This is a genomic window from Plasticicumulans acidivorans (assembly GCF_003182095.1).
GTDB classification, from domain to species: Bacteria; Pseudomonadota; Gammaproteobacteria; order Competibacterales; family Competibacteraceae; genus Plasticicumulans; species Plasticicumulans acidivorans.
Genome location: NZ_QGTJ01000003.1, coordinates 471,150 through 497,822 on the forward strand (window position 1 = coordinate 471,150; position 26,673 = coordinate 497,822).

Consider the following 26,673-nt stretch of genomic DNA (forward strand, 5'->3'; position numbering starts at 1 on the left):
ACGCTGGACGCGGCCTCCGCCGCGAGGGCGCGCAGCGTAGCGCGCCCGCCCCGGCCACGCCACCGCATCAGCGCCAGCGGCCGTCGACCCACACCCAGCCGTGCGGCGAGTGCCGCCAGTACCCATCGACCCAGACGCGCCCCTGATGTGGCGGCCGCGTCCAGTAACCGCTGCGCCAGACCCAGGCATCACCGCGCCGCACCCAGTGGCCGGCGCGCCACGCTGCATGCGGATAAGGGCGATGCGGCCGGACTTCATGCCGCGGCGGCGGCGGTGCGTCGTGGATCACCACCGTGCGGGTCGCCACCCAGCCAGCCTGCGCCGGCGCAATCGCCAGCGTCGCACCAGCCGCCAGCAGCAGCACACCTGTCATCTTGACGAAACGATTCATTGCCAACCCTCCCTGCTAAGGACGGCGCCAGAGTGCCACGGCCTCTGTACGGGACGTTCACCGTCGGGTAACGCCGTGTAACGCCTGCCGCCAGGGAAACGGCTGCCATGCGTGAGCGCGCGTCTTACGGGAGGGTGAGGAAAAATTCCGCCAGACGCAGATCCTCCGGCCGGGTGATCTTCAGGTTGGCGGCCGACCCTTCGACCAGGCGCGGCTGCAAGCCGAACCATTCGATGGCCGAAGCCTCGTCGGTGATGGCGACCCTGGCCGCAAGCGCCGCGGCCAAGGCCTCGCGCAGCAGGGCGAACCGAAACATCTGCGGCGTCAGCGCATGCCACAGGCCGCTGCGGTCGACCGTTGCCGCGACGCGTGGCCCGTCGCCGGCGCGCTTCATCGTGTCGCGCACCGGTGCGGCCAGCAATCCGCCGACGGGATCATCGGCCAGTTCGCAAAACAGCCGTTCAAGATCGGCGCGCGGCAGGCAGGGACGCGCGGCGTCGTGGACCAGCACCCAGTCCTCGGCGTCGGCGACGCCGTCGAGCGCGCGCAGTGCATTCATCACCGAATCGGCCCGTTCGGCACCGCCTTCGACACGGGTGATACGACGACGGTCACCCAGCTGCAGCGTCGGCCACCATGCATCCTCGGCACCGAGGGCGACGACGATGCCGGCGATGCGCGGCTCGGCCAGCAGGCACGCAAGCGTGTGTTCGAGCACCGGCCGGCCGGCCAGCGGCAGGTATTGCTTGGGAATCGCTGCGCCCATGCGCTTGCCGACACCGGCGGCGGGGACGATGGCGTGACAGCGACGCATCAGTCCGGCCCTACCGCGGGTCCGCCGTCGCCATCGCCTTCGATGGCGTCATCGGGGACGCTGTCCGGTTCGGCCCGGGCGGCCGGCTTCTTCGAATTATGGGGATTACGCGGCGCCGGTTTGGTCGCGTCCGGCAGCGGGATCGCGCCGCGCGGCAGACCGGGCTTTAGCGCCGGCGCTCCCGGTGCACCCGGCCTGGCGCTGACCGCCTTGCCCGGTTTGGTGTACTCCTGCCCGGGCGGCGGTGCGGTCGGCGGTTCATCGAGGATGCGATAGAAGGTCTCGTCGCGGCCGACCATGCCAAGCTCGGCGCGCGCGCGCTCCTCGATCGCCGACAGACCCTCGCGCAGGTCTTTGACTTCGGCTTCGAGTGCCTTGTTGCGATCCGCCATCGAGGCATTCTCGGTGCGCTGCGCATCGATCATCGCCTGCAGGGAACGCACTTGCCGGATGCCGCGGTCATCGCTCATCCACAACAGGAAATTCAGGCCCAGCAGCAAAGCGATGAGGGCGGCTAGAAAGATCCGCATGCTGAAACGGCGACCGGCAGGGGGAATTCAGGCGGGGGCGAATGCATCGCCCCCGAAACGGGGCAAATCAGCTCTTCAGCTTGCGCGGGAAGGCATCGCGGCCAGCATAAACCGCCGCGTCGCCGAGCTGCGACTCGATCACCAGCAGACGGTTGTACTTGGCGATGCGATCGGAACGGCTGAGCGAGCCGGTCTTGATCTGCCGCGCGGTGGTGGCCACGGCCAGATCAGCGATCGTCGTGTCTTCAGTCTCGCCGGAGCGGTGCGAGCTGATCGAGCTGTAGCCGGCCTCGTCGGCCATGCGGATGGCGTTGAGCGTCTCGGTCAGCGTGCCGATCTGGTTGACCTTGATCAGGATCGAGTTGGCGATGCCTTCGCGGATGCCGCGCTCAAGGATCGCGGTGTTGGTGACGAACAGATCATCGCCGACCAGCTGGATCTTGTCGCCGAGCAGGCGGGTCAACTCGGCCCAGCCGGCCCAGTCGGACTCGTCCATGCCGTCTTCGATCGAGATGATCGGGTAGCGCGCGACCAGATCGGCGAGCACGGCGGCCCACTCGGCCGAGGAGTAGGCCTTGCCTTCGCTCTCCAGCACGTACTTGCCGTCCTTGTAGAACTCGGAGCTGGCGCAGTCGAGTGCGAGCATGACGTCTTCGCCGGCCTTGTAGCCGGCCTTGGCGATCGCTTCCATGACGACTTCGAGCGCGGCTTCGTTCGACGGCAGGTTCGGCGCGAAACCGCCCTCGTCACCGACGCTGGTCGCCAGACCGCGGCCGTGCAGCACCTTCTTCAGCGCATGGAAGATTTCCGCGCCACAGCGCAGCGCTTCGGAGAAAGTCGGCGCACCGACCGGCATCACCATGAATTCCTGGATGTCGACCGAATTGTCGGCATGCGCACCGCCGTTAAGGATGTTCATCATCGGCGTCGGCAGCACGTACGGGCCTTCGGGATTGATGTGCCGGTACAGCGGCACACCCTTCTCGTTGGCGGCTGCGTGGGCGACGGCGAGCGAGACGCCGAGCAGCGCATTGGCGCCGAGGCGGCCCTTGTTCGGCGTGCCGTCGAGCTCGATCAGACGCGCATCGAGCGCGGCCTGGTCAGACGCCTCCATGCCCTTGACCGCAGCGAGGATCTCGCCGTTGACGTGGGAGACGGCCTTGAGCACCCCCTTGCCGAGATAACGCTTCGCATCGCCGTCGCGCAGCTCGATGGCCTCGCGGGTACCGGTCGAGGCGCCTGACGGCACAGCGGCGACGCCGCGGGCCCCAGATTCGAGCTCGACTTCGACCTGCACGGTCGGGTTGCCGCGCGAGTCGAGAATCTCGCGGCCGATGAGGGTCTTGATCGCAGACATCGAGTTACGCTCCTCTTGCAAGGTCAGGGACGGGACTCCGCCCGTCGGTCATCCAAGTGGCTTACCGGCCCGTCAGCGCTCGTTACGATCGCGCTGCACACCGGCCGCCGTGACGAAGGCACGGAACAGCGGGTGACCATAACGCGGCGTCGACGTGAACTCCGGATGGAACTGACAGGCCAGGAACCAGGGGTGGTCGGGCAGCTCGATCATCTCGACGAGATTGCCATCCTGTGAGAATCCGGAAAACACCATGCCGGCCTTCTCTAGGATCGGCTGATAGCCTTCGTTGAACTCATAACGGTGACGATGGCGCTCGCTGATGGTGTCACGACCGTAGACGCGGTGCGCCAGCGTGCCCGGCACCAGCCGCGCCGGCTGTGCGCCAAGGCGCATCGTGCCACCGAGATCGGACTCCTCGGTGCGGTGCTCGACGTTGCCTTCGCGATTGGTCCATTCGGTGATCAGCGCGATCACCGGGTGCGGCGTGTTCTTGCGGAATTCCGTCGAGTGCGCACCTTCGAGCCCGGCGACGTTACGCGAGTACTCGATGACTGCGACCTGCATGCCCAGACAGATGCCCAGATAGGGAATGCGCTGCTCGCGGGCGTATTTCACCGCGGCGATCTTACCCTCGATGCCGCGCTCGCCGAAGCCGCCCGGCACCAGGATCGCGTGCATGCCCTTCAGGCAGCCGGTGCCCTCGCGCTCCACCGACTCGGAATCGACGTAGTGGATATGGACCTTCTGCCCGGTCTGGAAGCCGGCGTGGAACAGCGCCTCGTTCAGCGACTTGTAGGCATCGGCGAGATCGACGTACTTGCCGACCATGGCGATGTCGACGGCGGTCGTTGCCGCTTCGATCTGGCCGACGACGCGCTCCCACTCATTCAGATCGGCCGGATCGGCGCGCAGGCCGAGCTTCTGGCAGACGACGTCGTCGAGCCCCTGCTGATGCAGCATCAGCGGGATACGATAAATGGTGTCGGCGTCGACGGCGCTGAACACCGCCTTGGCCTCGACGTTGGTGAACAACGCGATCTTGCGCCGCTCCTCGGCCGGAATCTCGTGCTCGGAACGGCACAGCAGGATGTCCGGCTGGATACCGATCGAGCGCAGCTCCTTGACCGAATGCTGCGTCGGCTTGGTCTTGAGCTCACCGGCGGTGGCGATATACGGCAGCAGCGTCAGGTGCATGAACAGCGCACGCTCACGGCCGAGCTCGACGCCGAGCTGGCGGATCGCCTCCAGGAACGGCAGCGACTCGATATCACCGACCGTGCCGCCGATCTCCACCATGACGACATCGGCATCGCCGGCGCCGAGGCGCACGCAGCGCTTGATCTCGTCGGTGATATGCGGAATCACCTGCACGGTGCCGCCGAGGTAGTCGCCGCGACGTTCCTTGCGGATGACGTTCTCGTAGATGCGCCCGGTGGTGAAATTGTTGCGCCGGCCGGCGGTCATGCGCACGAAGCGCTCGTAGTGACCGAGGTCGAGGTCGGTCTCGGCCCCATCCTCGGTGACGTACACCTCGCCGTGCTGGAAGGGGCTCATCGTGCCCGGATCGACGTTGATGTACGGGTCGAGCTTGATCATCGTGACCTTCAGGCCACGCGCTTCGAGAATGGCAGCGAGCGATGCCGCCGTGATGCCCTTGCCGAGCGAGGAAACGACACCACCGGTGACAAAGATGAATCGGGTCATGGAGAACTGTTCCAGGCCCGCGGCGCGGGCTCCGAAGGGGAACTACACAAAGCGCGGCATGGTAGCCGAAGCCGCCTGGCTTTGCCACGCGAGCGCGTAGCCGGCGGCATCCGCCGCTGCCGTCCAGTCACAGGCGATACCGAGACCGGCGACGGCCACCAGCTGCTCTCCGGCCATTAGCAGCGGCAGCCGCGAACGCAGCCAGGGTGCGATGCCGGCCTCCTGCAGCAGCTTCTTCAAGGTTTGCGCATGGCGGCGCCCGGCCGGATGAAAACGCTCGCCGTCACGGCGGTAACGCACCGTCAGCGGTTGTCCGTGCAGGCGTGCCGCGGCGATGCCCGCGCCGTGCACCGGCCGCAATTCGAGCCGGCTGCCGTCCGGCAGGCACAGCGGCTGCGCCGGCTCGGGCCAGACGATCACGCTGCCGGCCGCCAGCGCTGGCAACGGCGCAAACGCATGCAGCCGCCCGCGATAGCGCTGCAGCTGCGCACCGGGCCAGCGCAGGCAGGGCGCGCGGTCGTCGCCCGCCGTGAGCAGCTCGGGCAGTGCGCCGAGCTGCGCCGCGCTCGGCAGCGGCAGTGAACGTTCGAGCAGCCAGCCGCGCACGGCGGCGTCACGGCGCGCTGCGGGCAGGGCCAGCAGGCCGTCGACCCGCAGCGTGTCGCCCTCGCGCAGCGGCGCCAGATCCGCGGCGGCGAGCGCTTCCTCGGCGGCGGCGGCCTGCGCGCACAACCGCGCCGAGCGGCCGAGCGTGCGCGTCAGCGCCGGATAACGGACAGCGAGCCGCGGCATGATCTCCTGGCGCAGCCAGCTGCGCTCATAGGCCGGATCGGCGTTGGCCGGGTCTTCGAGCCAGAGCAGCCCCTGCTGCTCGGCATACGCGCGCAGCCGCGCCCGCGGCGTTTCCAGCAGCGGCCGCCACAGCCGGCCGGCACCGAGTGCTGCATCCGCCGCCATGCCCGCCAGGCCTTTCGGTCCGGCGCCACGCAGCAGCTGCAGCAGCAGGGTTTCGGCCTGATCGTCGGCGTGCTGGGCACAGAGCAGTGCACTACCGGCATCGAGTGTGGCGGCCAGCGCCGCATAGCGCGCCGAGCGCGCCGCCGCCTCGGGGGATTCACCGGGTGCCGGGCGACCGTTGACGGCGATCACCTGGCAGTCGACGCCGAGCGCCGCCGCCGCGCGCACGCAGTGCCGGGCCCAGTCGGCCGACTCCGCGCGCCAGCCGTGATCGACGTGCACGGCATCGAGCATATAGCCCGACAGCGCCAAACCCTGCAGCCAGTGCAGCAGCACGCTCGAATCCAGCCCGCCGCTGAAGGCAACGCGCAGGCGGCGTACCTGCGGATGGGCGGCCAGCAGCCGTTCGAGGCCGCCGCGCTCGATCATCGGTGCAAGGCCCGTCGGCTCAGGCCGGCGCCTTGGTGGTATAGACGCCGTAGCCAAGCAGGCGCTGGTGACGCCGATCGAGCAGCGCATCGGTATCGAGCCCGCACAGCTCGTCGAGCCCGCGCTGCAACGCCTCGCCGATGCGGCTGGCGGTCAGCGGAATATCGCGGTGCGCGCCGCCGAGCGGCTCGGGGATGACCTCGTCGACCAGGCCGAGCTTGAGCAGCTCGGGGGCGGTGATGCCCATCGCCTGCGCCGCCTCGGGCGCCTTTTCGGCGCTCTTCCACAGGATCGAGGCGCAGCCCTCCGGCGAGATCACCGAGTAGGTGCCGTACTGCAGCATGTTGACCTTGTCGCCGACACCGATCGCCAGCGCGCCGCCGGAGCCGCCCTCGCCGACCACGGTGCAGATCACCGGCACGCGCAGGCCGGCCATGACGAACAGGTTGCGGGCGATCGCCTCGCTCTGGCCGCGCTCCTCGGCACCGACGCCCGGATAGGCGCCCGGCGTGTCGATGAAGGTGACGATCGGCAGGCCGAAGCGCTCGGCGAGCTGCATCAGCCGCAAGGCCTTGCGATAGCCCTCGGGGCGCGGCATGCCGAAATTGCGACGGAGCTTTTCCTTGGTGTCGCGGCCCTTCTGGTGGCCGATGACCATCAGCGCACGGCCATTGAGGCGGGCGATGCCACCGACGATGGCCTGATCATCGGCATAGGCGCGATCGCCGTGCAGCTCCTCGAACTCGGTGAACAGCTCGGCGATCAGGTCCAGCGTGTACGGCCGCTGCGGATGGCGGGCGATCTGCGACACCTGCCACGGCGTCAGGGTCTTGAAGATCGACTCGGTCAGCTCCCGGCTCTTCGTCTCCAGCCGCTGCATCTCGTCGGAGATGTTGATTTCCTTGTCGTCGCAGAGCTTGCGCAGCTCGGCGAGCTTGGCTTCGAGCTCGGCGATCGGCTGTTCGAAATCGAGAAAATTCATATTCATGGCAGGATCGGCGCTCCGCTCTGCGCAGGGAAGCCGGCTAGTTTACCGGGCTTTGGCAGTGCAGCAAGCGGCGGCGAGCGCCGCGGGCGGGAGCTCTGCTCACTCATGACGCAGGGCCTCGATCGGATCGAGGCGCGCGGCGCGGCGCGCCGGCACGTAGCCGAACAGCACGCCGACGGCAGCCGAGAACAGAAACGCCGTCAGGTTGATGCCGACATCGAAGGCGAACGGCAGGCCCATCAGGCTGGCCAGACCGAAGCTCGCCAGCGCCGCCAGCGTAATGCCGAGCAGCCCGCCGAAGGCCGACAGCGCCACCGCCTCGACGAGGAACTGCAGCAGCACCTCGCGCTCCAGCGCCCCGATCGCCAGGCGGATACCGATCTCGCGGGTGCGCTCGGTCACCGACACCAGCATGATGTTCATGATGCCGATGCCGCCGACCAGCAGGCTGACCGCCGCCACCGCGCCGAGCAGCGCCGTCAGCACCTTGGTGGTGCCGGTCAGCGTGTCGGCGATCTGGCGGGTGTCGAGCACGCTGAAGTTGTCATCCTCGCTGGTGGCGAGATGGCGCCGCTCGCGCAGCAGGCGGCGGATCTCGGCCTGCAGCTTGCTGGCATCGGCACCGTCACGGAACGACACGCGCATCGAACCGACGTCCTGATTGCCCTGGCGCCCGGAAATGCGGCGCTGGAAGGTGGCGAACGGCATGACGATGAGATCGTCCTGATCGCTGCCCATCATCGACTGGCCCTTGCTCGCCAGCAGGCCGATCACCATGCAGCTCAGTGACTTCAGCCGCACACTGGCACCGAGCGGATCGGCGGCGGCACCGAACAGCTCGCGGCGCACCGTCTCACCGATCACGCACACCGGCCGGCCGCCGCGCAGCTCGGCTTCGTTGAATTCGCGCCCCGAAGCCATCACCCAGTTGCCGGTGGTGAACCACGCATTGTCGGTACCGGTCACCATCGACGACCAGTTCTTGTTGCCGACCACCGCGGTGATGCTGGTCGAGCTCTGCGCCGAGACCGCGACGACATCGGCGACCTGCTCGCGCACCGCCGCCACGTCGCTCAGGCGAAACCGCGGTGCGCCGCTCGAATCACGGCCCGGACCGAGACGCTGACCGGGCAGCACGATCAGCAGATTGCTGCCGAGGCTGGCGATCTGCTGCGAGATCTGCGCGGTCGCGCCGTTGCCGAGCGTGACCATGGTGATCACCGCCGCAACGCCGATGACGATGCCGAGAATGGTGAGGAAGGAGCGCAGCAGATTGCGGCGGATCTCGCGCACCGACAGCAGCAGGGCATTCCACAACATCAGTGCATTCCTCCCCCGCCCGGCTGGCGCTGGTCGGATTCGATGTGGCCGTCGACGAAATGCACGACGCGTCCGGCCCAGGCAGCCATGTCCGGCTCGTGCGTGACCATCAGCACGGTGATGCCCTGCTCACGGTTGAGCCGCGTCAGCAGCTCCATGATCTCGCGGCTGCGCGCGGTATCGAGGTTGCCGGTCGGCTCGTCGGCGAGCAGCAGCAGCGGCTCGGTGACGACGGCACGGGCGATGGCCACACGCTGCTGCTGTCCGCCGGACAGTTCCGCCGGCGTGTGGTGTTCCCAGCCGGCCAGACCGACCGCGGCCAGCGCGGCGCTGGCGCGGGCGTGGCGCTCGACCGTCGGCAGGCCGCGGTAGAGCAACGGCAGCTCGACGTTCTCGCGTGCCGAGGTGCGCGCCAGCAGGTTGAAGCCCTGAAACACGAAACCGAGGAAGTGCCGGCGCAGCTGCGCACGCTGGTCGCGGTTGAGGCGCTCGACCGGCACGCCGCGAAAGCGGTACGAACCGCCGCTCGGCACGTCGAGGCAGCCGAGGATGTTCATGATCGTCGACTTGCCGGAGCCGCTCGGCCCCATCACCGCCACGAACTCGCCGGCGTCGATGCTCAGATTGACGCCGTGCAGCGCCTCGAACGCGGTGGCACCGCTGCCGTAGACCTTGCGCAGCGCCTGACATTCGATCAGCGGAGGTACGACGCTGGCCTGCCGGGTGCTCATTGACTGACGCTCACGCTGTCGACGATGACCGCCGCGCCCTCGGCGAGGCCGTCACCGCTGACCTCGGTGTAGCGGCCGTCACTGGCGCCGACACTGACCGCGACCGCGACCGGCTGACCGTCGCGCAGCAGCCAGATGTGCTTGTCGCCGCTCTGCGCCTTCGGCCGCGCCGGCGGTGCCGGCGGATGCGGCAGCAGGCTGGCGACCAGGCTGCGCTTGGGCGCCGCGTTCTGCAGCGGTGGCGAGAAGCGCAGCGCGGCATTGGACACGCGCAGCACGCTCTTGCGCTCGGCGACGGTGATCTCGGCGGTGGCGGTCATGCCCGGGCGCAGGCGCAGATCGTCGTTGGCGACGCTGAGCACCGTCTCGTAGCTGACGACGTTGTCGACGGTCTTCGAGCCGTAGCGCACCTGGGTAATCTGCGCCGGGAAGTTCATCTCCGGCCAGGCGTCGACGGTGAACGTCGCCTGCTGGCCGGCGGTGACCTGGCCGACATCGGCCTCGGCGACGTCGACGTGCAGCTCCATGCGTCGCAGGTCCTCGGCCAGCGTGAACAGGGTCGGCGCCTGCAGTGAGGCGGCCACGGTCTGTCCGGGATCGACGTCACGTTCGAGCACCACACCGTTGATCGGCGAGCGGATCACCGCCTTGTTCAGATTGGTGTCGTCGACTTCGAGCTGCGCCGCCGCCTGCTTGACGGCCGCCTCGGCGCTGGACTGATCGGCACGCGCACGCGCCAGCGTCGCCTCGGCGCTGTCGAGCTCAGTCCGCGACGGCACCTTGCCGCCGCTGAGCCTGGCCACCTCGCGCAGCCGCGCCAGCTCGGCCGTGGCTTCCTTCACCGTGGCCTGCGTCTGCAGCACCTTGGCCTTGTTGGCTTCCAGCGTCGCCCGCGAGCTCAGCATCTGCGCCTTGAGCTTGGTGGTGTCGAGCTGAGCGAGGATCTGTCCTTCCTTGACCGGATCGTTGTAGTCGACGAGCACCGTCGCCATCGTGCCCGACAGCTCGACACCGATGGTCACTTCGTTGGTCGGCTGCAGCGTGCCGGTGGCGGTCACCGCCACCCGCAGATCGCCGCGGCCGAGCGCCTCGGTGCGGTACTGCACGGCGTGTGCCGGCCCGCCGCCGCCAAGCCACAGAAACAGCAGCGCGGCCAGCGCCAGCAACAGCAGCCACCACCACCAGCGGCGCCAGATCGACGTGTGCACCGCCGCCTCGCTGCCCAGCAGTGCCGCGAGGTCCGCAGCGGCCTCTTCAGGACGGGATGTCATCGGGAATCACCTTCCGCACTCGCCCGGGCGCCACCGCCGCAGGCCTTGTAAAGCTGAATCACGGCCGTCGCCCGGTCGGCGGCGGCACCGGCCAGGCTCTCCTCCAGCACCAGCTGACTGCGCTGCGTATCGAGCACGGTCTGGAAGTCGATGAGGCCGGCCCGGTAGCGCTGGCGCGCCAGCTGCGCGGCGCGGCGGGCCGCGTCGGTGGCATCGGTCAGCGCCCGGTAGCGGCGTTCGGCATTGCCGAAGTTGACCAGCGCGTTCTCGACGTCCTCCAGCGCGCCGAGCACCGTGGTCTCGTAATTGACCAGCGCTTGTTCCTGCAAGGCGTCCTGCACCACCACCTGCTGACGCAGCCGGCCACCGTCGAACACCGTCACCACCAGCGCCTGCGACAGCGAGCGCGTTAGCGCCTGGCCACCGCTCAGCGCACTGAACTCCGTCGCCCCCCAGCCGAGCGTCGCCCCCAGACTGAAGCCCGGGTAACGCGCCGCTTCGGCGACGCCGACGCGAGCGGTCTGCGCCGCGAGCTGGCGTTCGGCGACGCGGATGTCGGGGCGCGCCGCCAGCAGCGTGGCGGGAATGCCGATCGCCACCCGCGCCGGCGGCAGCGGAATCGACCCCGGCTGGCCGAGGCTCGCCTGGCGGCTGCCCGGCGCCTCGCCGAGCAGAACTTCGATGCGGTGCTCGGCGGCCAGCGCCGAGGTCTGCAGCGGCGGCATCGCCGCCCGCGTCTGCTCGGCGCTCGAACGCGCCTGCTCGACGTCGACCTCGGTCGCCAGCCCCGCCTGCTGGCGCCAGCGCGTCAGCGCCAGGGTTTCTTCCTGCGCCGCCAGGTTGTCGGCGGCGATGCGCCACTGCTGCTGCGCCGAGCGCAGCTCGACGTAATTGCGCGCCACCTCGGCGAGCAGCGTCACCCGCACGTCTTCGAGATTCGCCGCGCTCGCCTGCTCGTCGGCGCTGGCCGCCTCGACGCTGCGCCGCGTGCCGCCGAACAGATCGAGCTCCCAGCTGGCATCGAAGCCGGTCGAGTAGTAACTGCTGCTGCGGCCGCCGGCGAGACTGCTCTGCGCACTGCTGCGGCTGCGATCGTGGGCGGCGGAAGCACTCAGCGTCGGTGCAAAGCCGGCCTCGGCGATGCCGCGCTGGGCGCGCACCTCGCGCAGCTTGGCCTGCGCCGTGCGCAGATCGGGCGCAGCGACCAGCGCCTGCTGCTGCAGCGCATCGAGCTGCGGGTCGCCGAACTGCCGCCACCAGGCACGCAGACTCTGCGGATCGTGATCGACACCGACGCCGGCGGCCGCGGCCTGATGCCAGTCGGCGGGCAGCGACGTCGGCGGCGTCTGGTAGTCGGGTCCGACCGCGGCGCAGGCGGCGAGCGCCAGCGCCAGCGCGACCGTCAGTGCACGCGGTGCAAGGCGGCCCGCGGGGCGGGATCTGCTAGATGAAACGGACATGGACACTCCGGAAGATTCCGGCACCCCGTGGAGCGGATGCCGCGCATTGTCCTGCGCCGACCGCGGCGACGCGGTCACGGTTCGGTAAAGCTCGGTAAATCGGCCGCCGCAGGCGGTCGCGACACTTATCATGAGACACGTCCCACCCGCAGCTGCCTTGCCCGAGACCATGCCAGCCACCACCCGCGTCCTGCTGATCGATGACGATACCGAGCTTTGCGAGCTGCTCGCCGCCTACCTGACCGGCGAAGGTTTTGCCGTGCATACCGTCCACGACGGCGCCAGCGGGCTCGCCGCGCTGCGGGAACAGTCGCCGGACATCGTCGTGCTCGACGTGATGATGCCGCGCCTCAACGGCCTCGACGTGCTGCGCGAGCTGCGCCGCGACAGCCAGGTGCCGGTGATCATGCTGACCGCGCGTGGTGACGATATCGACCGCATCGTCGGTCTTGAGCTCGGCGCTGACGACTACGTGCCCAAGCCCTGCACGCCGCGCGAGCTGGTGGCCCGGCTGCGCGCGATCCTGCGCCGCGTCGCCCCCGACAACGCCCGCAGCCAGAGCGAGCCGCTGCGCAGCGGCGCCGTCGAGCTGCAGGCGGAAAAACGCATCGCCACCTGGAACGGCACACCGCTGACGCTGACCAGCACCGAGTTCAATCTGCTCGAAGTGCTGCTGCGCCAGTGCGGCCGCGTCGTCGACAAGCACGAGCTGTGCGAGCGCGCGCTCGGCCGCTCGCTCGAACGCTACGACCGCAGCATCGACGTGCACATCAGCAATCTGCGTCAGAAGCTCGGCGCACTCGCCGACGGCCGCTCGCCGATCCAGACCGTGCGCGGCGTCGGCTACCTCTACGTCGTCGACAACTGATACGCGATGGGCCGCCTGTTCTGGAAGGTGCTCGCCGGCTTCTGGCTGTCGCTGCTGCTGGTCGCGCTCGCTGTCGGCTCGCTGGTGTCGCTGTACACGCGGGCCACGCTCGGCAGTAACGGCGACCTGGCCTTCGGGCCGCGCGTGGAGTTCATGCTCGCCGCCGCCGCCGCCGCTCTCAGCCACGGCGGCACCGAGGCGGTGCGAAAGCAGATCGCCGACTGGCCGCCGCGCGAGCGCGAAGACCTGCGCGTGACCGACCGCAGCGGCCGCGACCTGTTCGCGCGGCCGGTGCCGGCGACGGCGCTCGCCGAGGCACGCGAACTGAGCCAGCGCCCCAACCGCCCGCGCGACGCGCCGCGGCTGGTGCAGACCGCGGACGGCAGCGAATACCTGCTGTTCGTGCCGGACGAGGGCGGCGGGCTGACGAACCCCGAGCATCGCTCGATTCCGCCGCTGCTGCGCCGCCTGCCACCGCCGACACTGGCAATCATCATCGGCTCGCTCGCCGGCCTAGCCTTCAGCGCCCTGCTGGTCTGGTACCTGATGCGCCGCGTGCGCGTGCTGCGGCGGGCGTTTTCGCGGCTCGCCAGCGGCGACATGGATGTGCGCATCGGCACCAGCCTGGGCCGCGGGCGTGACGAGCTGCACGAGCTCGGCCGCGACTTCGACCGCATGGCCACCCGTCTGCAGGCGCTGCTCGGCGCGCAGCGCCGGCTGCTGCACGATGTCTCCCACGAGCTGCGCTCGCCGCTGGCGCGCCTGCAGGCCGCGGTCGGCCTCGCCCGCCAGCAGCCCGAGCGCAACCGCGACAGCCTCGAACGCATCGAGCGCGAGGGCGAACGCCTCAACACGCTGGTCGGCGAGCTGCTGACGCTGTCGCGCCTGGAAGCCGGCGTCGAGGAAGGTCAGCGCGAGCCGCTGGATTTCGCCGCGCTGCTCGATGAGATCGCCAGCGACGCCCGCTTCGAGGCCACGGCGCTCGGCCGCGAGGTGCACTGCCGGGCGCCGGCGACGCTGATGCTCGCCGGCCACGCCGAGCAGCTGCACCGCGCCGTCGACAACGTCATCCGCAACGCCCTGAAGTACGCCCGGCACACCGTCGACATCGAGCTGAGCACGGCGCCCGGCGCAGCGCACTGTCAGCTGCGCGTCTGCGATGACGGCCCCGGCGTCGAGGCTGCCGATCTGCCGCAGCTGTTCGAGCCGTTCTTCCGCGTCACCGGCGGCGGCTACAGCGGTTACGGGCTGGGCCTGACCATCGCCCGCTGCGCCGTCGGCAGCCACGGCGGCCGCATCAGCGCCAGCAACCGCCCCGGCGGCGGTCTGTGCGTGTGCATCGAGCTGCCGCTCGCGGCAGCCGACTGAGACTCAGCCGCGCTCGACCAGCGGCTTGGCGTACTGCGCCTCGGTGTCCCACGGGAACTGAATCCAGGTGTCCTGCGTGACTTCGGTGATAAAGGTGTCGACCACCCGCTTGCCCAGCGGCTTGGCGTAGACGGTGGCGAAGTAAGCCTCGGGGGCACGCTGACGCAGCAGTGCCATCGTGCGGCCCGAATCGACCAGCTCATCGATGACCAGCCAGCCGCGGCCGTTGTCGGTGCTGAAGTCCTTGAGTACCTGCAGCGCCCCCTGCGTGGCGTCGGCCTGGGCGTGGCTGTAGCTCGACACGCAGAAGGTTTCGATCAGGCGGATGTCGAGCTCGCGGGCGATGATGCCGGCCGGGATCAGGCCGCCGCGGGTGATGGCGACGATGCCGGCAAACGGCCGCTTGTCCAGCAGGCGCCAGGCCAGCTGCTTGGCATTGCGGTGCAGCTCTTCCCAGGACACGGGGAAAATCATCTTGCGCGGTTCGGCCATCGGGGGAACTCCTGCTGAAAAAGCGACGGCCGCAAGCAGTGGCCGCCGCGAAAAGCGAACTCAACGGTATTCGAGCACCGCGGCACCCTCGCCGGCGAGCTGCTCCAGGCGACGGATCAGCTCGCCGGCCGGGCGCAGCTTCCAGGCGTCGCCGCAGACCAGTTCACCGTGCGCCTGCGCCAGATCGAGCTCCATCACCAGCCGGCAGCTGCCGTCGCGGAAATCGCCGAGCACCTGCGCCAGCCGCGCGGCAAAGGCGGCATCGGCGCGCTGGCCGTCGAGGCGCAGGCGCACGCGGCGCGCGTATTTGTCGCGGGCGGCATCGATGTCGTAGATCTCGCGCGCGGTCGCGCGCACGCCGTCGGAGTAATCGTCCCAGGCCAGCGCCGCCTCGATCACCAGCACGCGATCGACCGCGAGCAGATGGCGATAGCTCTCGTAGGTGTCGCCGAACACCCGCAGCTCCAGCCGCCCGCCGCGATCGTCGAGGGTGACGAAGGCCATGCGCCCGCGCGCGCCCTGCTTGACGCGGATGTCGACGACCAGGCCGGCGACGGTCACCGGGCGTTCGGCCTCGCGGCCGTAGCGGCGGGCGCCGGGGGCACAGAAGGCGCTGGCGGCGTCCTCCATGACGTCGTGCAGGCGGCCGCTGGTGAACTGGCGCAGCTCGTCGAGGTAGCGGTCGATCGGATGGCCGGTCAGGTACAGGCCGAGGGTTTCCTTCTCGCCGGCGAGCTTTTCATCGGCGTCCCATTCGGCCAGCCGGGTGATCTCGATCGCCGCGGCGCTCGGCGCGCTGGCGTCTTCCATCAGGCCGAACAGATCGGACTGGCCGACGGCGTCATTGTGCGCATGCTGCTCGGCCAGGCGCAGCGCCTCCGGCAGGCAGGCCATCAGCGTCGCCCGCGTCTCGCCGAAGCAGTCGAAGGCGCCGGCGCGGATCAGCGCTTCGAGCACGCGGCGATTGAGCTTGTGCAGATCGACCCGGCGGCAGAAGTCGAACAGGTCCTTGAAATCGCCGCCGGCCGTGCGCTCGGAGATGATCGCCTCGATGGCGTTCTCGCCGACGCCTTTGACCGCGCCGAGGCCGTAGACCACCGCCCCCTGCGCATCAACGGTGAACTTGAACGCCGAAGTGTTGACCGACGGCGGCACCACCGCCAGACGCATGCGCCGGCATTCCTCGATGAAGACGACGACCTTGTCGGTCTTGTCCATGTCCGAGGACAGCACCGCGGCCATGAACGCCGCCGGGTAATGCGCCTTGAGATAGGCGGTGTGGTAGCTGACCAGCGCGTAGGCGGCCGAGTGCGACTTGTTGAAGCCGTAGCCGGCGAACTTCTCCATCAGGTCGAACAGCGCGCCGGCGCGGTCGCGATCGTGGCCGTTGGCCACCGCGCCGCTGACGAAGATGTCGCGCTGCTTGGCCATCTCCTCGGGCTTTTTCTTGCCCATCGCCCGGCGCAGCAGATCAGCGCCGCCGAGCGTATAGCCGGCCAGCACCTGCGGGATCTGCATCACCTGTTCCTGGTAGACGATGACGCCGTAGGTGGGCTTGAGGACTGATTCGAGTTGCGGGAACGGGTACTCGACCTTGGCGCGGCCGTGCTTGCGGTTGATGAAGTCATCGACCATGCCCGATTCCAGCGGCCCCGGCCGGAACAGCGCCACCAGCGCGACGATGTCTTCGAAGCAGTCCGGCTGCAGGCGGCGGATCAGATCCTTCATGCCGCGCGATTCGAGCTGGAACACCGCGGTAGTTTCGCAGGCCTTGAGCAGCGTGTAGCTGGCGTGATCGTCGAGCGGCAGCGCCATGACATCGAGCGGCGGCTCGCCGCGGGCGCCACGCTGGCGGTTGATGGTCTCCAGCGCCCAGTCGATGATCGTCAGCGTGCGCAGGCCGAGGAAGTCGAACTTGACCAGGCCGGCAGCCTCGACGTCGTCCTTGTCGAACTGCGTGACCAGCTGCTGGCTGCCTTCTTCACAGTACAGCGCCGAGAAGTCGGTCAGCACCGTCGGCGAGATCACCACGCCGCCGGCGTGCTTGCCGACCGAGCGCGACAGTCCTTCGAGCTGGCGGCCGAGGTCGACCAGCGCGCGGATTTCCTCGTCACCGTCGTAGGCCTTGCGGAAATCCTCGTCTTTCTCCAGCGCGTCATCGAGGGTGATGCCGAGCTCCAGCGGCACCAGCTTGGCGACCTTGTCGACGAAGCCGTACGGATGGCCGAGCACGCGGCCGACGTCGCGGATCACCGCCTTGGCCGCCATCGTGCCGTGGGTGGCGATCTGCGAGACGCTCTTGCGGCCGTACTTGCGGGCGACGTAGTCGATGACGCGGTCGCGCCCTTCCATGCAGAAGTCGACGTCGAAGTCCGGCATCGACACGCGCTCGGGATTAAGGAAGCGCTCGAACAGCAGGTCGTAAGGCAGCGGGTCGAGGTCGGTGATCTTCAGCGCGTAGGCGACCAGCGAACCGGCACCCGAGCCGCGGCCCGGACCAACCGGGATGTGCTGATTCTTCGCCCACTGGATGAAGTCGGCGACGATCAGGAAGTACCCCGGGAAGCCCATCTGCACGATGACGCCGATCTCGGTTTCCAGGCGCGCCCAGTAGACCTTGGCGCGTTCTTCGTAATCCGCAGCGCTGGTATCGAGCAGCTTCGGCAGGCGCTCGCGCAGGCCGGTACGCGAGGCCTCGGCGAAGTAGTCGTCGACGCTCATGCCCTCCGGCACCGGGAAGTTCGGCAGCCGCGGCTTGCCCAGATCGAGCATCACCGAGCAGCGCTTGGCGATCTCCACCGAGTTGATCAGCGCCTCGGGCAGATCGGCGAACAGCTGCGCCATCTGCTGCGGCGTCTTCAGGTACTGCTCGGCGCTGTAGTCACGCGGGCGCTTCGGGTCGCCGAGCGTCCAGCCCTGGGCGATGCACACCCGCGCCTCGTGGGCCTCGAAATCATCGCGATCGAGGAAACGCACGTCGTTGGTCGCCACCACCGGCGTGCCGGTTGCCTGCGCCAGCTCAACGGCCTGGCGCACGTATTCGGTCTCGCCGGGGCGCTGCGTGCGCTGCAGTTCCAGGTAGAAACGCTGCGGATACAGGGCCTGGTAGTCGGCCAGCAGGCTGCGCGCGGCGGCCTGATTGCCGTTCGCGAGGGCGCGGCCGATCTCGCCGTCACGCGCCGCCGACAACGCAATCAGGCCCTCGTGGCACTCGCGCAGCCACTCCCACTGCACGATCGGCACGCCCTTGTGCTGGCCTTCGACGTAGCCGCGGCTGAGCAGCAGCTTGATGTTGCGGTAGCCGGCCTGGTCCATGCACAGCAGCACCAGCCGCGCCGGCGCCTCCTGCGCCCGCTGCACGCGGATCTCGGCGCCGAGCAGCGGCTTGATGCCAGCCGCGACGGCCGCCTTGTAGAACTTGATCAGACCGAACTGATTGCTGAGATCGGTGATCGCCAGCGCCACCTGCTCGCTCGCCGCGGCGCGCTTGATCAGCTCTTTGATGCGAATCAGCGAGTCCTGCAGCGAGAACTCCGTGTGCAGGTGCAGATGGACGAAACTCGGATTCATGCGGGGATCACGACAATGATGCGGGGGAGCAGGTTAGCGCAATCGGCCGAGGCCACGATAGAACGCCCCCGCCCCCGCCACACGCCTGTCCTCGGGCGCTGCCAGCCGCCGACGGCCCGTGCAGCGGACAGGACGGCCACCGCGATCAGCTGCGTTCGAGGATTTTCTTCACCGGGCCGAAGGAACGCCGGTGCTGCGGACAGGGACCGTGCTCGGCCAGTGCCGCCAGATGCTCGGCGGTCGGATAGCCCTTGTGCCGAGCAAAACCGTACTGCGGATACGCACGATCGAGTGCTTCGAGTTCGGCATCGCGCACGGTCTTGGCCAGGATCGAGGCGGCGCTGATCGCCGCGACCGTGGCGTCCCCTTTGACGATCGCCTCGCAGGGCTGCGTCAGGCCCGGCGGGCAGCGGTTGCCGTCGACCTGCACCCGCGTCGGCTGCACGCCGAGCGCGGCGACCGCGCGCTCCATCGCCCGCATCGAAGCCCAGAGAATGTTGATGCGGTCGATCTCCTCGGCCTCGGCACGGCCGAGCGCCCAGGCCAGCGCCTTGTCGCGGATTTCCTCGGCCAGTGCCGCCCGGCGCTTGGCGCTCAGTGCCTTGGAGTCGGCGAGCCCGACGATCGGCCGGGCCGGGTCGAGGATCACCGCCGCGGCGACGACGGCGCCGGCGAGCGGTCCACGGCCGACTTCATCACAGCCGGCGATCAGTTCCAGCGTCGGTTCGGCGGTGTCGAACAAATCCGGGGTGAACATCGGCAGACTCCGTTGCGGGTGAGCTCAGTCCGCCAGCAGGGTGCCGAGCGCCTGCGCCGCTGCTTCACTGGCGTTGCGGCGCAGCTCGGCATGCAGGCGCGCGAACTCGCTGCAGACTTCGGTCATGCGCTGCGGCTGCGCCAGCCAGTCTTCAAGCGCAGTGGCCAGCGCGGCGGGGGTCGCTGCCTGCTGGATGAATTCCGGGATCAAATCGCGGCCGGCGAGCAGATTCGGCAGCGAGAAGCGATCGATGCGCATCAGCCGCTTGGCGATGCGATACGTCAGCGGCGCCACGATGTAGGCCATCACCAGCGGCCGCCCAACCAGCATCGCCTCCAGCGTCGCCGTGCCCGACGCCACCAGCGCCAGCTCGCTGGCCGCCAGCGCATCGCGGGCGCGGCCGTCGAGCAGCAGGACGTAATCGCACAGGCCGGCCGCGGCGACGCGGGACTCGATCTGCTCGTGCAGCTTCGGTGTCGCACAGGGAATCACGGCACAGAAATCAGGCTGCTGCGCGTGGAACAGGCGGAAGGCTTCGAGGAAGACGTCGACGTGACGCGCCACCTCGCCGGCCCGGCTGCCGGGCAGCAGCGCCAGCCAGCGGATGTCGTCGGCCAGGCCGATGGCCTCACGCGCCGCCAGCATATCGATGCCCGCGGGAATCTCATCGGCCAGCGGATGACCGACGCAGGCCACCGGCACCCGATGCTGCTGGTAGAACGCCGCCTCGAAGGGAAACAGCGTCAGCATCAGGTCGATGCTCTTGCTGATGCCTTTCACCCGACCCTGACGCCAGGCCCAGACCGAGGGGCTGACGTAATGGGCCGTGCGGATGCCGGCCGCGCGCAGGCGCCGCGCCAGTGGCAAATTGAAGTCTGGAGCATCGATGCCGACGAACAGATCCGGTGGCTTCGCCCGCCAGCGCCGCAGCAAATCACCGCGAATGCCGAGCAAGCGCGGCAGATGGCGCAGCACTTCGACCAGCCCCATCACCGACAGGGCGTCGAGCGGATACAGGCTCTTGAGGCCGGCGCCGATCATGCGTGGCCCGCCGATGCCCTCGAAGGTGGCCTGCGGATAACGTCGGCGCAGCGCCTCGATCAGGCCACCGCCGAGCACATCGCCGGACAGCTCGCCGGCGACGATGGCGATACGCATCAGCGCACGACGCCGCGATCCGACGCTGCGAGGAAGTCCGCCAGCAAGGCGAGCCTCGGCCAGTCGCGCTCCATCTCGCGGATGCTCTCGATGGCCTCCGCCAGTTTCAGCTCGGACATGTACACCAGCTTGTAGGCCCGCTTGATCGCAGCGATCTCCTCCGCCGGATAACCGCGGCGCTTGAGGCCTTCACTGTTGATGCCGTGCGGCTCGGCACGGTAGCCGGCAACGGTGAAATACGGCGGCACGTCGCGCTGCACGCCGGTGGCGAAGCCGCAGAAACTGTGCGCGCCGATACGGCAGAACTGATGCACCAGCGTGTAGCCACCGAGGATCGCCCAGTCACCGACATGGACGTGACCGGCGAGCGAGGCATTATTGGCGAAGATGGTATTGTCACCGACCTGGCAGTCATGGGCGATGTGCACGTAGGCCATGATCCAGTTGTCGCTGCCGAGCCGGGTCACGCCAACGTCCTGCACAGTGCCGCGGTTGATCGTCACGTATTCACGGATGGTGTTGCGATCACCGATCTCCAGCCGCGTCGGTTCGCCGGCGTACTTCTTATCCTGCGGCTCGTCACCGATCGAAGCGAACTGGAAAATACGGTTGTCGCGGCCGATCGTGGTCGGCCCCTTGATGACCACATGCGGTCCGATCTCGGTGCCCGCACCGATCTCGACATCCGGCCCGATGATGCTGAACGGCCCGACGCTGACATCCGCCGCCAGTCGGGCTGAAGGATCGATGACAGCGCGGGCGTCGATCACTGGCCGTGCTCCCGTTTCGTCGACATCAGTTCAGCCGAGCAGACAACTTTGCCATCGACCGTGGCTTCACCGCTGAACACCCAGATGCCGCGCTTGGTCTTCAGCAGACGCACATCGAGAATCAGCTGATCGCCCGGCACCACCGGCTGCTTGAAGCGCGCGTTGTCGATGCCGACGAAGTAATAAGTCGAGCTGTCCTCAGGCATTTCCCCGGAGGTCTTGAAGGCGAGGATGCCGGTCGCCTGCGCCAGCGCCTCAAGGATCAACACACCCGGCATCACCGGCTGCTGCGGAAAATGGCCGAGGAAAAAGGGTTCGTTGAAGGAGACGTTCTTCAAGCCGCGCAGGGATACGCCGGGTTCGAGCTCAAGCACGCGGTCGACGAGCAGGAACGGATAGCGGTGCGGCAGGTAGCGCAACACCTGCATGATTCCCATGGATTCCAAGATGCGAGGTCCTCTAGGTCTTGTCCGGGGCCGCGCCGAGGCGCTTTTCGAGGGCCGAAAGCCGACGGAACAGTTCGTCGAGCCGACGCAGGCGTGCCGAGATGCGGTTCCAGATGCGGCTCGGCTCGACGGCAAGGCCGGACGAATAAACGCCCGGTTCAGGTAAGGACTTGGTCACCAGCGACATGCCGGTCACGTGAACGTTGTCACCCAGGCTGAGATGGCCGGCCAAGCCGACGCCGCCCCCTAGCGTGCAATAGCGTCCGACTGTCGAGCTGCCGGCAATGCCGACGCAGCCCGCCATCGCCGAATGCGCCCCGATATGTACGTTGTGGGCGATCTGGATCAGGTTGTCGAGCTTGACGCCATCCTCGATCACCGTGTCCTCAAGAGCGCCGCGATCGACCGCGGTATTCGCGCCGATCTCGACATCATCGCCGATCACGACACGACCGAGCTGGGCGATCTTCACCCAGGCCCCGGCATCGTTGGCGAAACCGAAGCCATCGGCACCGATCACGGCCCCTGGCTGTACCAGCACCCGTCGACCGATCACGCAGTCGTGCATCACCGTCACATTGGCGACCAGCCGCGTATCTTCGCCGATGCTGCTGCGCTCGCCAACGACACAGCCGGGACCGATATCGGCACCGGCGCCGATCTGCGCACCGGCCTCGATCACCGCCAGCGGCCCGATCCAGGCCGAGGCATGCACCTCGGCCGCCGGATCGACGCAGGCCCGCGGATGCACGCCCTGCCGCCGTGCCGGACGCGGCTCGTACAGCGCTGCGACCTTGGCATAGGCCAGATGCGGATTGCGCGCGATCAGGCAGGCTACCGGACAGGCGGCAACGTCATCCGCACTCAGGATCACGGCGCCGGCCCGGGTTTCACCAAGCTGATGCCGATAGTGCGAATTGCTCAGAAAGCTGATCTGCTGCGGGCCGGCACCGCTCAACGTGCCAACGCCGTCGAGCACCAGCCCGGGATCACCATGCAGCTGTGCGCCGGTCGCCTGCGCCAGTTCCGCGAGCGTGAAACTCATGATCGCCGCCTCCGCTCAGTTCTGCGCGGCGGACAGGCGCTTGAGCACCTTGTCGGTGATGTCGACGGCCGGACTCGCATAGATCACCGCCCCGTCGTTGATGACGAGGTCGTAGTTCTCCTCCTGCGAGAGCACCGTGATTGCATCCTGAATCAGGCGCTGCAGCTTCGACATTTCTTCGTTGCGGCGGATGTTGAAGTCTTCGCGGAACTCGTCCTGCGCCCGCTTGAGCTCGCGACGCTGAGCAACGATGTCGCGCTCAAGATCGCGACGATCGTTCTCACCCATCGTCGCGCCATCACGCGACATGCGATCTTCAAGCTTGCGCAGGGCTTTCTGCGACTCGACCAGTTCCTTGTCGCGTGGCGAGAATTCCTTCTCCAGGCGGTTGAGTGCAGCCGCTGCCTGCGGTGCATTCTTCAACACTTTGGCCGCATTGACGAAGCCGATCTTCAGTTCGGCGGCATCCACCGCTCCGGCCAAGACGGTCCCCAGCCCCAGCAGGCTAATGAGCAGGACACGCAAGCACTTCAAGGAAGCTCTCCTGAATCAAAGCGACGTCCGCGATCAGAACGGTACGCCAAAAGTGAACTGGAACGGCTCGGACTTGTCGCCCGATTTCTTGTTGATCGGCTGTGCAACCGAGAGCACCAGCGGTCCCAGCGGCGTCAGCCACTGCATCGACAAACCCGCCGAGTAGCGCAGTTCGCTGGCATCGAAGTCATTGACATCAGAGTAGACCTGACCGATGTCGAAGAATGTCGACAAACGCACACTCTTGGCGTCCTTGACGAACGGCGCCGGGAACAGGATCTCGACGCCGCCAGCCGTCTTCAACGCACCACCCTTCGGATCGCCGTTCGACCACTCCGGACCCAGCGTATTGGTCTTGTAGCCACGCACGGTGCGCAGACCGCCGGCATAGAAATTCTCGTAGAACGGCAAGGTGTCGGTATTACCGAAGCCATCACCGTAGCCGAATTCGAAATGCTCCAGCAGCGTCAGCGACTTGGTCAGTGGCAGGTAGGTGCTGTGGCGGTAACCAAGCTTGTACCAGCTGTCGTCACTGCCGGCCATCAGATCGAACGAGACGCGGTTGTAGGAACCGGAGTCGGCAAAAATCGCACGATTGCGCGTATCACGCGCCCAGCTCAGCTCCAGCTTCGGTCCGACATGCTTGTCGCCGTACTGATCGATGTAGTCGTAGATCTCCTGCGGCGTCTCCGAACCGTTGGTCTTGATCTTGACGCCGGAGACACCGGCGCCGACGTTGATCGTATCGGTCTCGTTGAGCGGGAAGCCAAAGGTCGCCATCAACGAGAACTCGTTGGTCAGGTAGTTGGCGAGGTTGGCCTCGGTTGCATCGGTTTCGGTGTAGTTGCCGCGGAAGCCGGCGCTGACGCCATCCGGCGTGAAATAGGGATTGGTGAACGACAGGCTGTAGATCGTGTTGACTTGGCTGTTATTGAACTGGAACGCCAGCTGGTTGCCGGTACCCATGAAGTTCTGCTGCGACACGCTGGCATTCAGCAGTACGCCGGCGTCCTGACCGTAACCGACACCGAGCGAGAGGCTGCCCGCCGGCCGTTCGGTAATCGAATAATTGATGTCCACCTGGTCGGTGGTACCCGCTACGGCAGGCGTTTCAATGGTTGCATCCTGAACAAAGGTCAGGCGCTCCAGGCGCTCCTTGGAACGGTTGACATCACGCGTCGAGAACCAGCTGCCTTCGGCCTGGCGCATCTCACGGCGCAGGACGTCATCCTGCGTCTTGACGTTGCCCTTGAAGTTGATGCGCCGCACGTAGACACGGCGTCCCGGGTCGACCACCAGATTGATCGCTACCGTGTGTTTGACATCGTCGATTTCCGGCACCGCATTGACGTTGGCAAACGCGAAGCCATCGTCACCCAAACGGTCGGTAATCGCCTTGGTGCTCTCATTGAGGGCGCTGCGCGAGAAGGTATCCCCGGCCTTGAGCTTGAGCAGTGCCTTGAGCTGATCCATCGGCACGAGGGTCTGCCCGGACAGCTGCACGTCACGCACCGTATAGCGCTCGCCCTCGTTGATATTGATCGTGATGTAAATGTCTTTTTTGTCCGGCGTGATGCTGACCTGCGTCGAATCGACATTGAAGCGCAGGTAGCCGGCATCCATGTAGAACGAGCGCAGCGCCTCCAGGTCACCGGCAAGCTTCTGCTTCGAATACTGATCGTCCTTGGTCAGCAGCGAGAACCAGCCTCCGGTCGAGCTCTGCATCAGATCGAGCAGCTCGCCTTCTTTGAAGGACTTGGCACCGACGATGTTGATCTGCTTGATACGTGCAGCGATACCCTCGGAAATATCGATGTTGATCGCCACACGATTGCGCTCGAGATTGCGCACCTGCGTATCGATCCTCACCGCGTACTTGCCGCGGGCGTAGTACTGCCGGTTGAGCTCCTGTTCGACCTTGTCGAGCAGAGCGCGGTCAAACACACGTCCCTCGGCGAGCCCGACCGTCTTCAGCGACTTCTGCAGATCTTCGGTGCCGATGTCCTTGTTGCCGCTTATCTTCACTTCGGCGATCGACGGACGCTCGACAACATTGACGACCAGCACGTCGCCATCCCGCTCCAGCGACACATCCGTGAAAAAGCCGGTACGGAACAGCGCTCTGATCAACTCCGGAAAATCTTCCTGACGAACCTTCTGCCCGGCATGAACCGGCAGATAGTTGAACACCGTGCCCGCAGAAATACGCTGCAATCCGTCGACGCGAATGTCCTTGACAACAAATTCAGCAGCATGCGCCAGCGGGGCAACGAGGCATGCGGTCAGCAGAAGGCTACTTTGGAGTCGGTTCATGGTTTACGCGAACAGGGGCTCGCCGTGCGGGCCCGGTTCAGGGACCAAGCAGACGGGCCAGATCGTTGTAGAAAGCCAGTCCCATCAGCGCGAGCAGCAGTGCGAGGCCGATGCGCTGCCCCACACCCTGCACCGCCTCGGACACCGGACTGCCCTTGACCATCTCGACGCAGTACCACGCGAGATGGCCGCCATCCAGAACGGGCACGGGTAGCAGATTCAGCACGCCGAGACTGATGCTGACCAGCGCCAGGAACGAGAGAAACGCCGACCAGCCCACTGCCGCCGACTGCCCTGCCATCTGCGCAATCGTCAAAGGCCCGCTGAGGTTATCCAGCGAGGCCTCGCCGACGAGCATTCTCCCCAGCATGCGCAGCGTGAATGCGGACATTTCCCACGTCTTGGTCACTGCAGCCGCAGCAGCCTCGAACGGCCCATAACGTACCACGACGCGTAATGAATCGGCGAGATCTTGCGGCACTGCAGCATGAACACCTGCCAAGCCTTCCTTACCACGCGGCGTATCGCGCACCGCGGGTATCAGCGTCAGCGTTCTCGCGACATCATCATGCTCGACCGTCACCTGCATCGCCTGACCGGGATGCGCGCGCACCCGCGCCGCCCACTGCTCCCAGTCACCGATGCGCTCACCGTCAACCGAGACGACGCGGTCACCGACCTGCAGCCCCGCAGCGGCTCCGGCACCCTCGGCTATCAAACCACCGATGACGGCCGGCAGACGCGGACGGTAGGGCAACAAGCCGAGCGTGCTCAACATGTCGCCGTTGGCAGCGAAATCCTCCGGCAACGCCAGCGAGCGATTCGCCGGCTGGCCATACTGATCGCGCACACGGATTTCAAGTGTGCCGCCGGGCTTGGCCAACTCGGCAAGGCGCATCAGCACCAGATCAAGACTGCCTGCTCCCTCACCGTCGATGGAGACAACTTCATCGCCTTCCTGAAAGCCCGCAACGGCAGCAGCCGTGCCCGCTGGTGGTGCCGACAGCACCGGACGTACCTGCGGCACCCCCGAGCTGAACAAAACACAGTAAGCAAGAATTGCAAATATGAAGTTGAACAGCGGCCCCGCAGCGACAATGGCGAAACGGCGCGCAACCGGCTGACGATCGAAAGCCTGCGCCTCACTGCCCGCCGGCACCTCACCTTCGCGCCCATCGAGCATGCGCACATAGCCACCGAGCGGAATGGCACCGATGACGTACTCGACACCGTCACGCCCCAGCCTCCGCCACAGCGGGCGCCCGAAACCGACGGAAAAGCGCAGTACCCGCACGCCGCACCGGCGCGCTACCCAGAAATGGCCGAACTCATGAACGGTGATCAGGACCCCGAGGGTAACGATCAGCGCCAGAAACGACAGCAGCGGTTGGCCCATC

Annotated in this window: 23 protein-coding genes; 2 read left to right on the forward strand and 21 right to left on the reverse strand. The window is 67.3% G+C overall.

Annotated features, from left to right (window positions below; all coding sequences use genetic code 11):
- Positions 1-67: 67 nt before the first annotated feature.
- The 11 genes from C7443_RS07590 to C7443_RS07640 form a co-directional block, all read right to left on the reverse strand.
- Positions 68-391 (reverse strand): YXWGXW repeat-containing protein, encoded by a 324-nt coding sequence (locus C7443_RS07590; protein ID WP_110018048.1) that lies wholly within the window; start codon positions 389-391, stop codon positions 68-70.
- Between the two features lie 124 nt (positions 392-515).
- Complete coding sequence (ispD, locus tag C7443_RS07595; protein ID WP_110017971.1) at positions 516-1,205, reverse strand: 2-C-methyl-D-erythritol 4-phosphate cytidylyltransferase; 690 nt, start codon at positions 1,203-1,205, stop codon at positions 516-518.
- On the reverse strand, positions 1,205-1,735 hold the full coding sequence (locus C7443_RS07600) for an FtsB family cell division protein (RefSeq protein ID WP_110017972.1): 531 nt from the start codon (positions 1,733-1,735) through the stop codon (positions 1,205-1,207). The genes ispD and C7443_RS07600 overlap by 1 nt, the downstream gene beginning before the upstream one ends.
- A 67-nt stretch (positions 1,736-1,802) precedes the next feature.
- The gene (gene eno, locus C7443_RS07605) at positions 1,803-3,092 is read right to left on the reverse strand and encodes a phosphopyruvate hydratase (protein WP_110017973.1); all 1,290 of its coding nucleotides are present in this window, start codon (positions 3,090-3,092) and stop codon (positions 1,803-1,805) included.
- Positions 3,093-3,164: 72 nt separating this feature from the next.
- Positions 3,165-4,799, reverse strand: coding sequence for a CTP synthase (locus C7443_RS07610; RefSeq protein ID WP_211346169.1), 1,635 nt, complete (start codon positions 4,797-4,799; stop codon positions 3,165-3,167).
- A 42-nt stretch (positions 4,800-4,841) separates the two neighbouring features.
- Complete coding sequence (tilS, locus tag C7443_RS07615; RefSeq protein WP_170123538.1) at positions 4,842-6,185, reverse strand: tRNA lysidine(34) synthetase TilS; 1,344 nt, start codon at positions 6,183-6,185, stop codon at positions 4,842-4,844.
- 19 nt (positions 6,186-6,204) lie between these two features.
- Positions 6,205-7,173, reverse strand: coding sequence for an acetyl-CoA carboxylase carboxyltransferase subunit alpha (locus tag C7443_RS07620; protein WP_110017975.1), 969 nt, complete (start codon positions 7,171-7,173; stop codon positions 6,205-6,207).
- 99 nt (positions 7,174-7,272) lie between these two features.
- Complete coding sequence (locus C7443_RS07625) at positions 7,273-8,493, reverse strand: ABC transporter permease (protein WP_211346171.1); 1,221 nt, start codon at positions 8,491-8,493, stop codon at positions 7,273-7,275.
- Positions 8,493-9,224 (reverse strand): ABC transporter ATP-binding protein, encoded by a 732-nt coding sequence (locus C7443_RS07630; protein ID WP_110017977.1) that lies wholly within the window; start codon positions 9,222-9,224, stop codon positions 8,493-8,495. The genes C7443_RS07625 and C7443_RS07630 overlap by 1 nt, the downstream gene beginning before the upstream one ends.
- Positions 9,221-10,495: an efflux RND transporter periplasmic adaptor subunit gene (locus C7443_RS07635; protein ID WP_110017978.1), complete on the reverse strand. Its 1,275-nt coding sequence runs from the start codon at positions 10,493-10,495 to the stop codon at positions 9,221-9,223. Before C7443_RS07635 ends, C7443_RS07630 begins: the two co-directional genes overlap by 4 nt.
- Entirely contained in the window at positions 10,492-11,955 is a 1,464-nt protein-coding gene (locus C7443_RS07640) for an efflux transporter outer membrane subunit (RefSeq protein ID WP_110017979.1), read from the reverse strand. Before C7443_RS07640 ends, C7443_RS07635 begins: the two co-directional genes overlap by 4 nt.
- 169 nt (positions 11,956-12,124) lie before the next feature.
- Here C7443_RS07640 and C7443_RS07645 point away from each other — a divergent pair, with 169 nt between their 5' ends.
- Together C7443_RS07645 and C7443_RS07650 are read left to right on the forward strand one after the other, a co-directional pair.
- Positions 12,125-12,823: a response regulator transcription factor gene (locus tag C7443_RS07645; protein ID WP_110017980.1), complete on the forward strand. Its 699-nt coding sequence runs from the start codon at positions 12,125-12,127 to the stop codon at positions 12,821-12,823.
- A 6-nt stretch (positions 12,824-12,829) separates the two neighbouring features.
- Entirely contained in the window at positions 12,830-14,191 is a 1,362-nt protein-coding gene (locus C7443_RS07650) for a sensor histidine kinase (protein ID WP_110017981.1), read from the forward strand.
- A 3-nt stretch (positions 14,192-14,194) separates the two neighbouring features.
- Here C7443_RS07650 and gpt read toward each other — a convergent pair whose 3' ends face one another.
- The 10 genes from gpt to rseP all read right to left on the reverse strand — a co-directional run bounded on the left by gpt (position 14,195) and on the right by rseP (position 26,672).
- Positions 14,195-14,683, reverse strand: a complete 489-nt coding sequence (gene gpt, locus C7443_RS07655; RefSeq protein ID WP_110017982.1) for a xanthine phosphoribosyltransferase — start codon at positions 14,681-14,683, stop codon at positions 14,195-14,197.
- Positions 14,684-14,743: 60 nt separating this feature from the next.
- Entirely contained in the window at positions 14,744-18,253 is a 3,510-nt protein-coding gene (gene dnaE / locus C7443_RS07660) for a DNA polymerase III subunit alpha (RefSeq protein WP_110017983.1), read from the reverse strand.
- Between the two features lie 145 nt (positions 18,254-18,398).
- A complete protein-coding gene (gene rnhB / locus C7443_RS07665; protein ID WP_110017984.1) occupies positions 18,399-19,010 on the reverse strand; it encodes a ribonuclease HII in 612 nt (203 codons plus the stop codon).
- A gap of 24 nt (positions 19,011-19,034) precedes the next feature.
- Positions 19,035-20,168, reverse strand: a complete 1,134-nt coding sequence (gene lpxB / locus C7443_RS07670) for a lipid-A-disaccharide synthase (RefSeq protein ID WP_110017985.1) — start codon at positions 20,166-20,168, stop codon at positions 19,035-19,037.
- The gene (gene lpxA / locus C7443_RS07675; RefSeq protein WP_110017986.1) at positions 20,168-20,938 is read right to left on the reverse strand and encodes an acyl-ACP--UDP-N-acetylglucosamine O-acyltransferase; all 771 of its coding nucleotides are present in this window, start codon (positions 20,936-20,938) and stop codon (positions 20,168-20,170) included. The genes lpxB and lpxA overlap by 1 nt, the downstream gene beginning before the upstream one ends.
- Positions 20,935-21,375 carry a 3-hydroxyacyl-ACP dehydratase FabZ gene (gene fabZ / locus C7443_RS07680; RefSeq protein ID WP_110017987.1) on the reverse strand — a complete coding sequence of 147 codons (441 nt, stop codon included), beginning with the start codon at positions 21,373-21,375 and terminating at the stop codon, positions 20,935-20,937. Before fabZ ends, lpxA begins: the two co-directional genes overlap by 4 nt.
- Before the next feature lie 22 nt (positions 21,376-21,397).
- Positions 21,398-22,429: a UDP-3-O-(3-hydroxymyristoyl)glucosamine N-acyltransferase gene (gene lpxD, locus C7443_RS07685; RefSeq protein ID WP_110017988.1), complete on the reverse strand. Its 1,032-nt coding sequence runs from the start codon at positions 22,427-22,429 to the stop codon at positions 21,398-21,400.
- A 15-nt stretch (positions 22,430-22,444) separates the two neighbouring features.
- A complete protein-coding gene (locus C7443_RS07690) occupies positions 22,445-22,963 on the reverse strand; it encodes an OmpH/Skp family outer membrane protein (protein WP_110017989.1) in 519 nt (172 codons plus the stop codon).
- Positions 22,964-22,996: 33 nt separating this feature from the next.
- Complete coding sequence (gene bamA / locus C7443_RS07695) at positions 22,997-25,276, reverse strand: outer membrane protein assembly factor BamA (protein ID WP_110017990.1); 2,280 nt, start codon at positions 25,274-25,276, stop codon at positions 22,997-22,999.
- A 37-nt stretch (positions 25,277-25,313) separates the two neighbouring features.
- A complete protein-coding gene (gene rseP / locus C7443_RS07700) occupies positions 25,314-26,672 on the reverse strand; it encodes an RIP metalloprotease RseP (protein WP_110017991.1) in 1,359 nt (452 codons plus the stop codon).
- Between the last annotated feature and the right edge of the window lies 1 nt (position 26,673).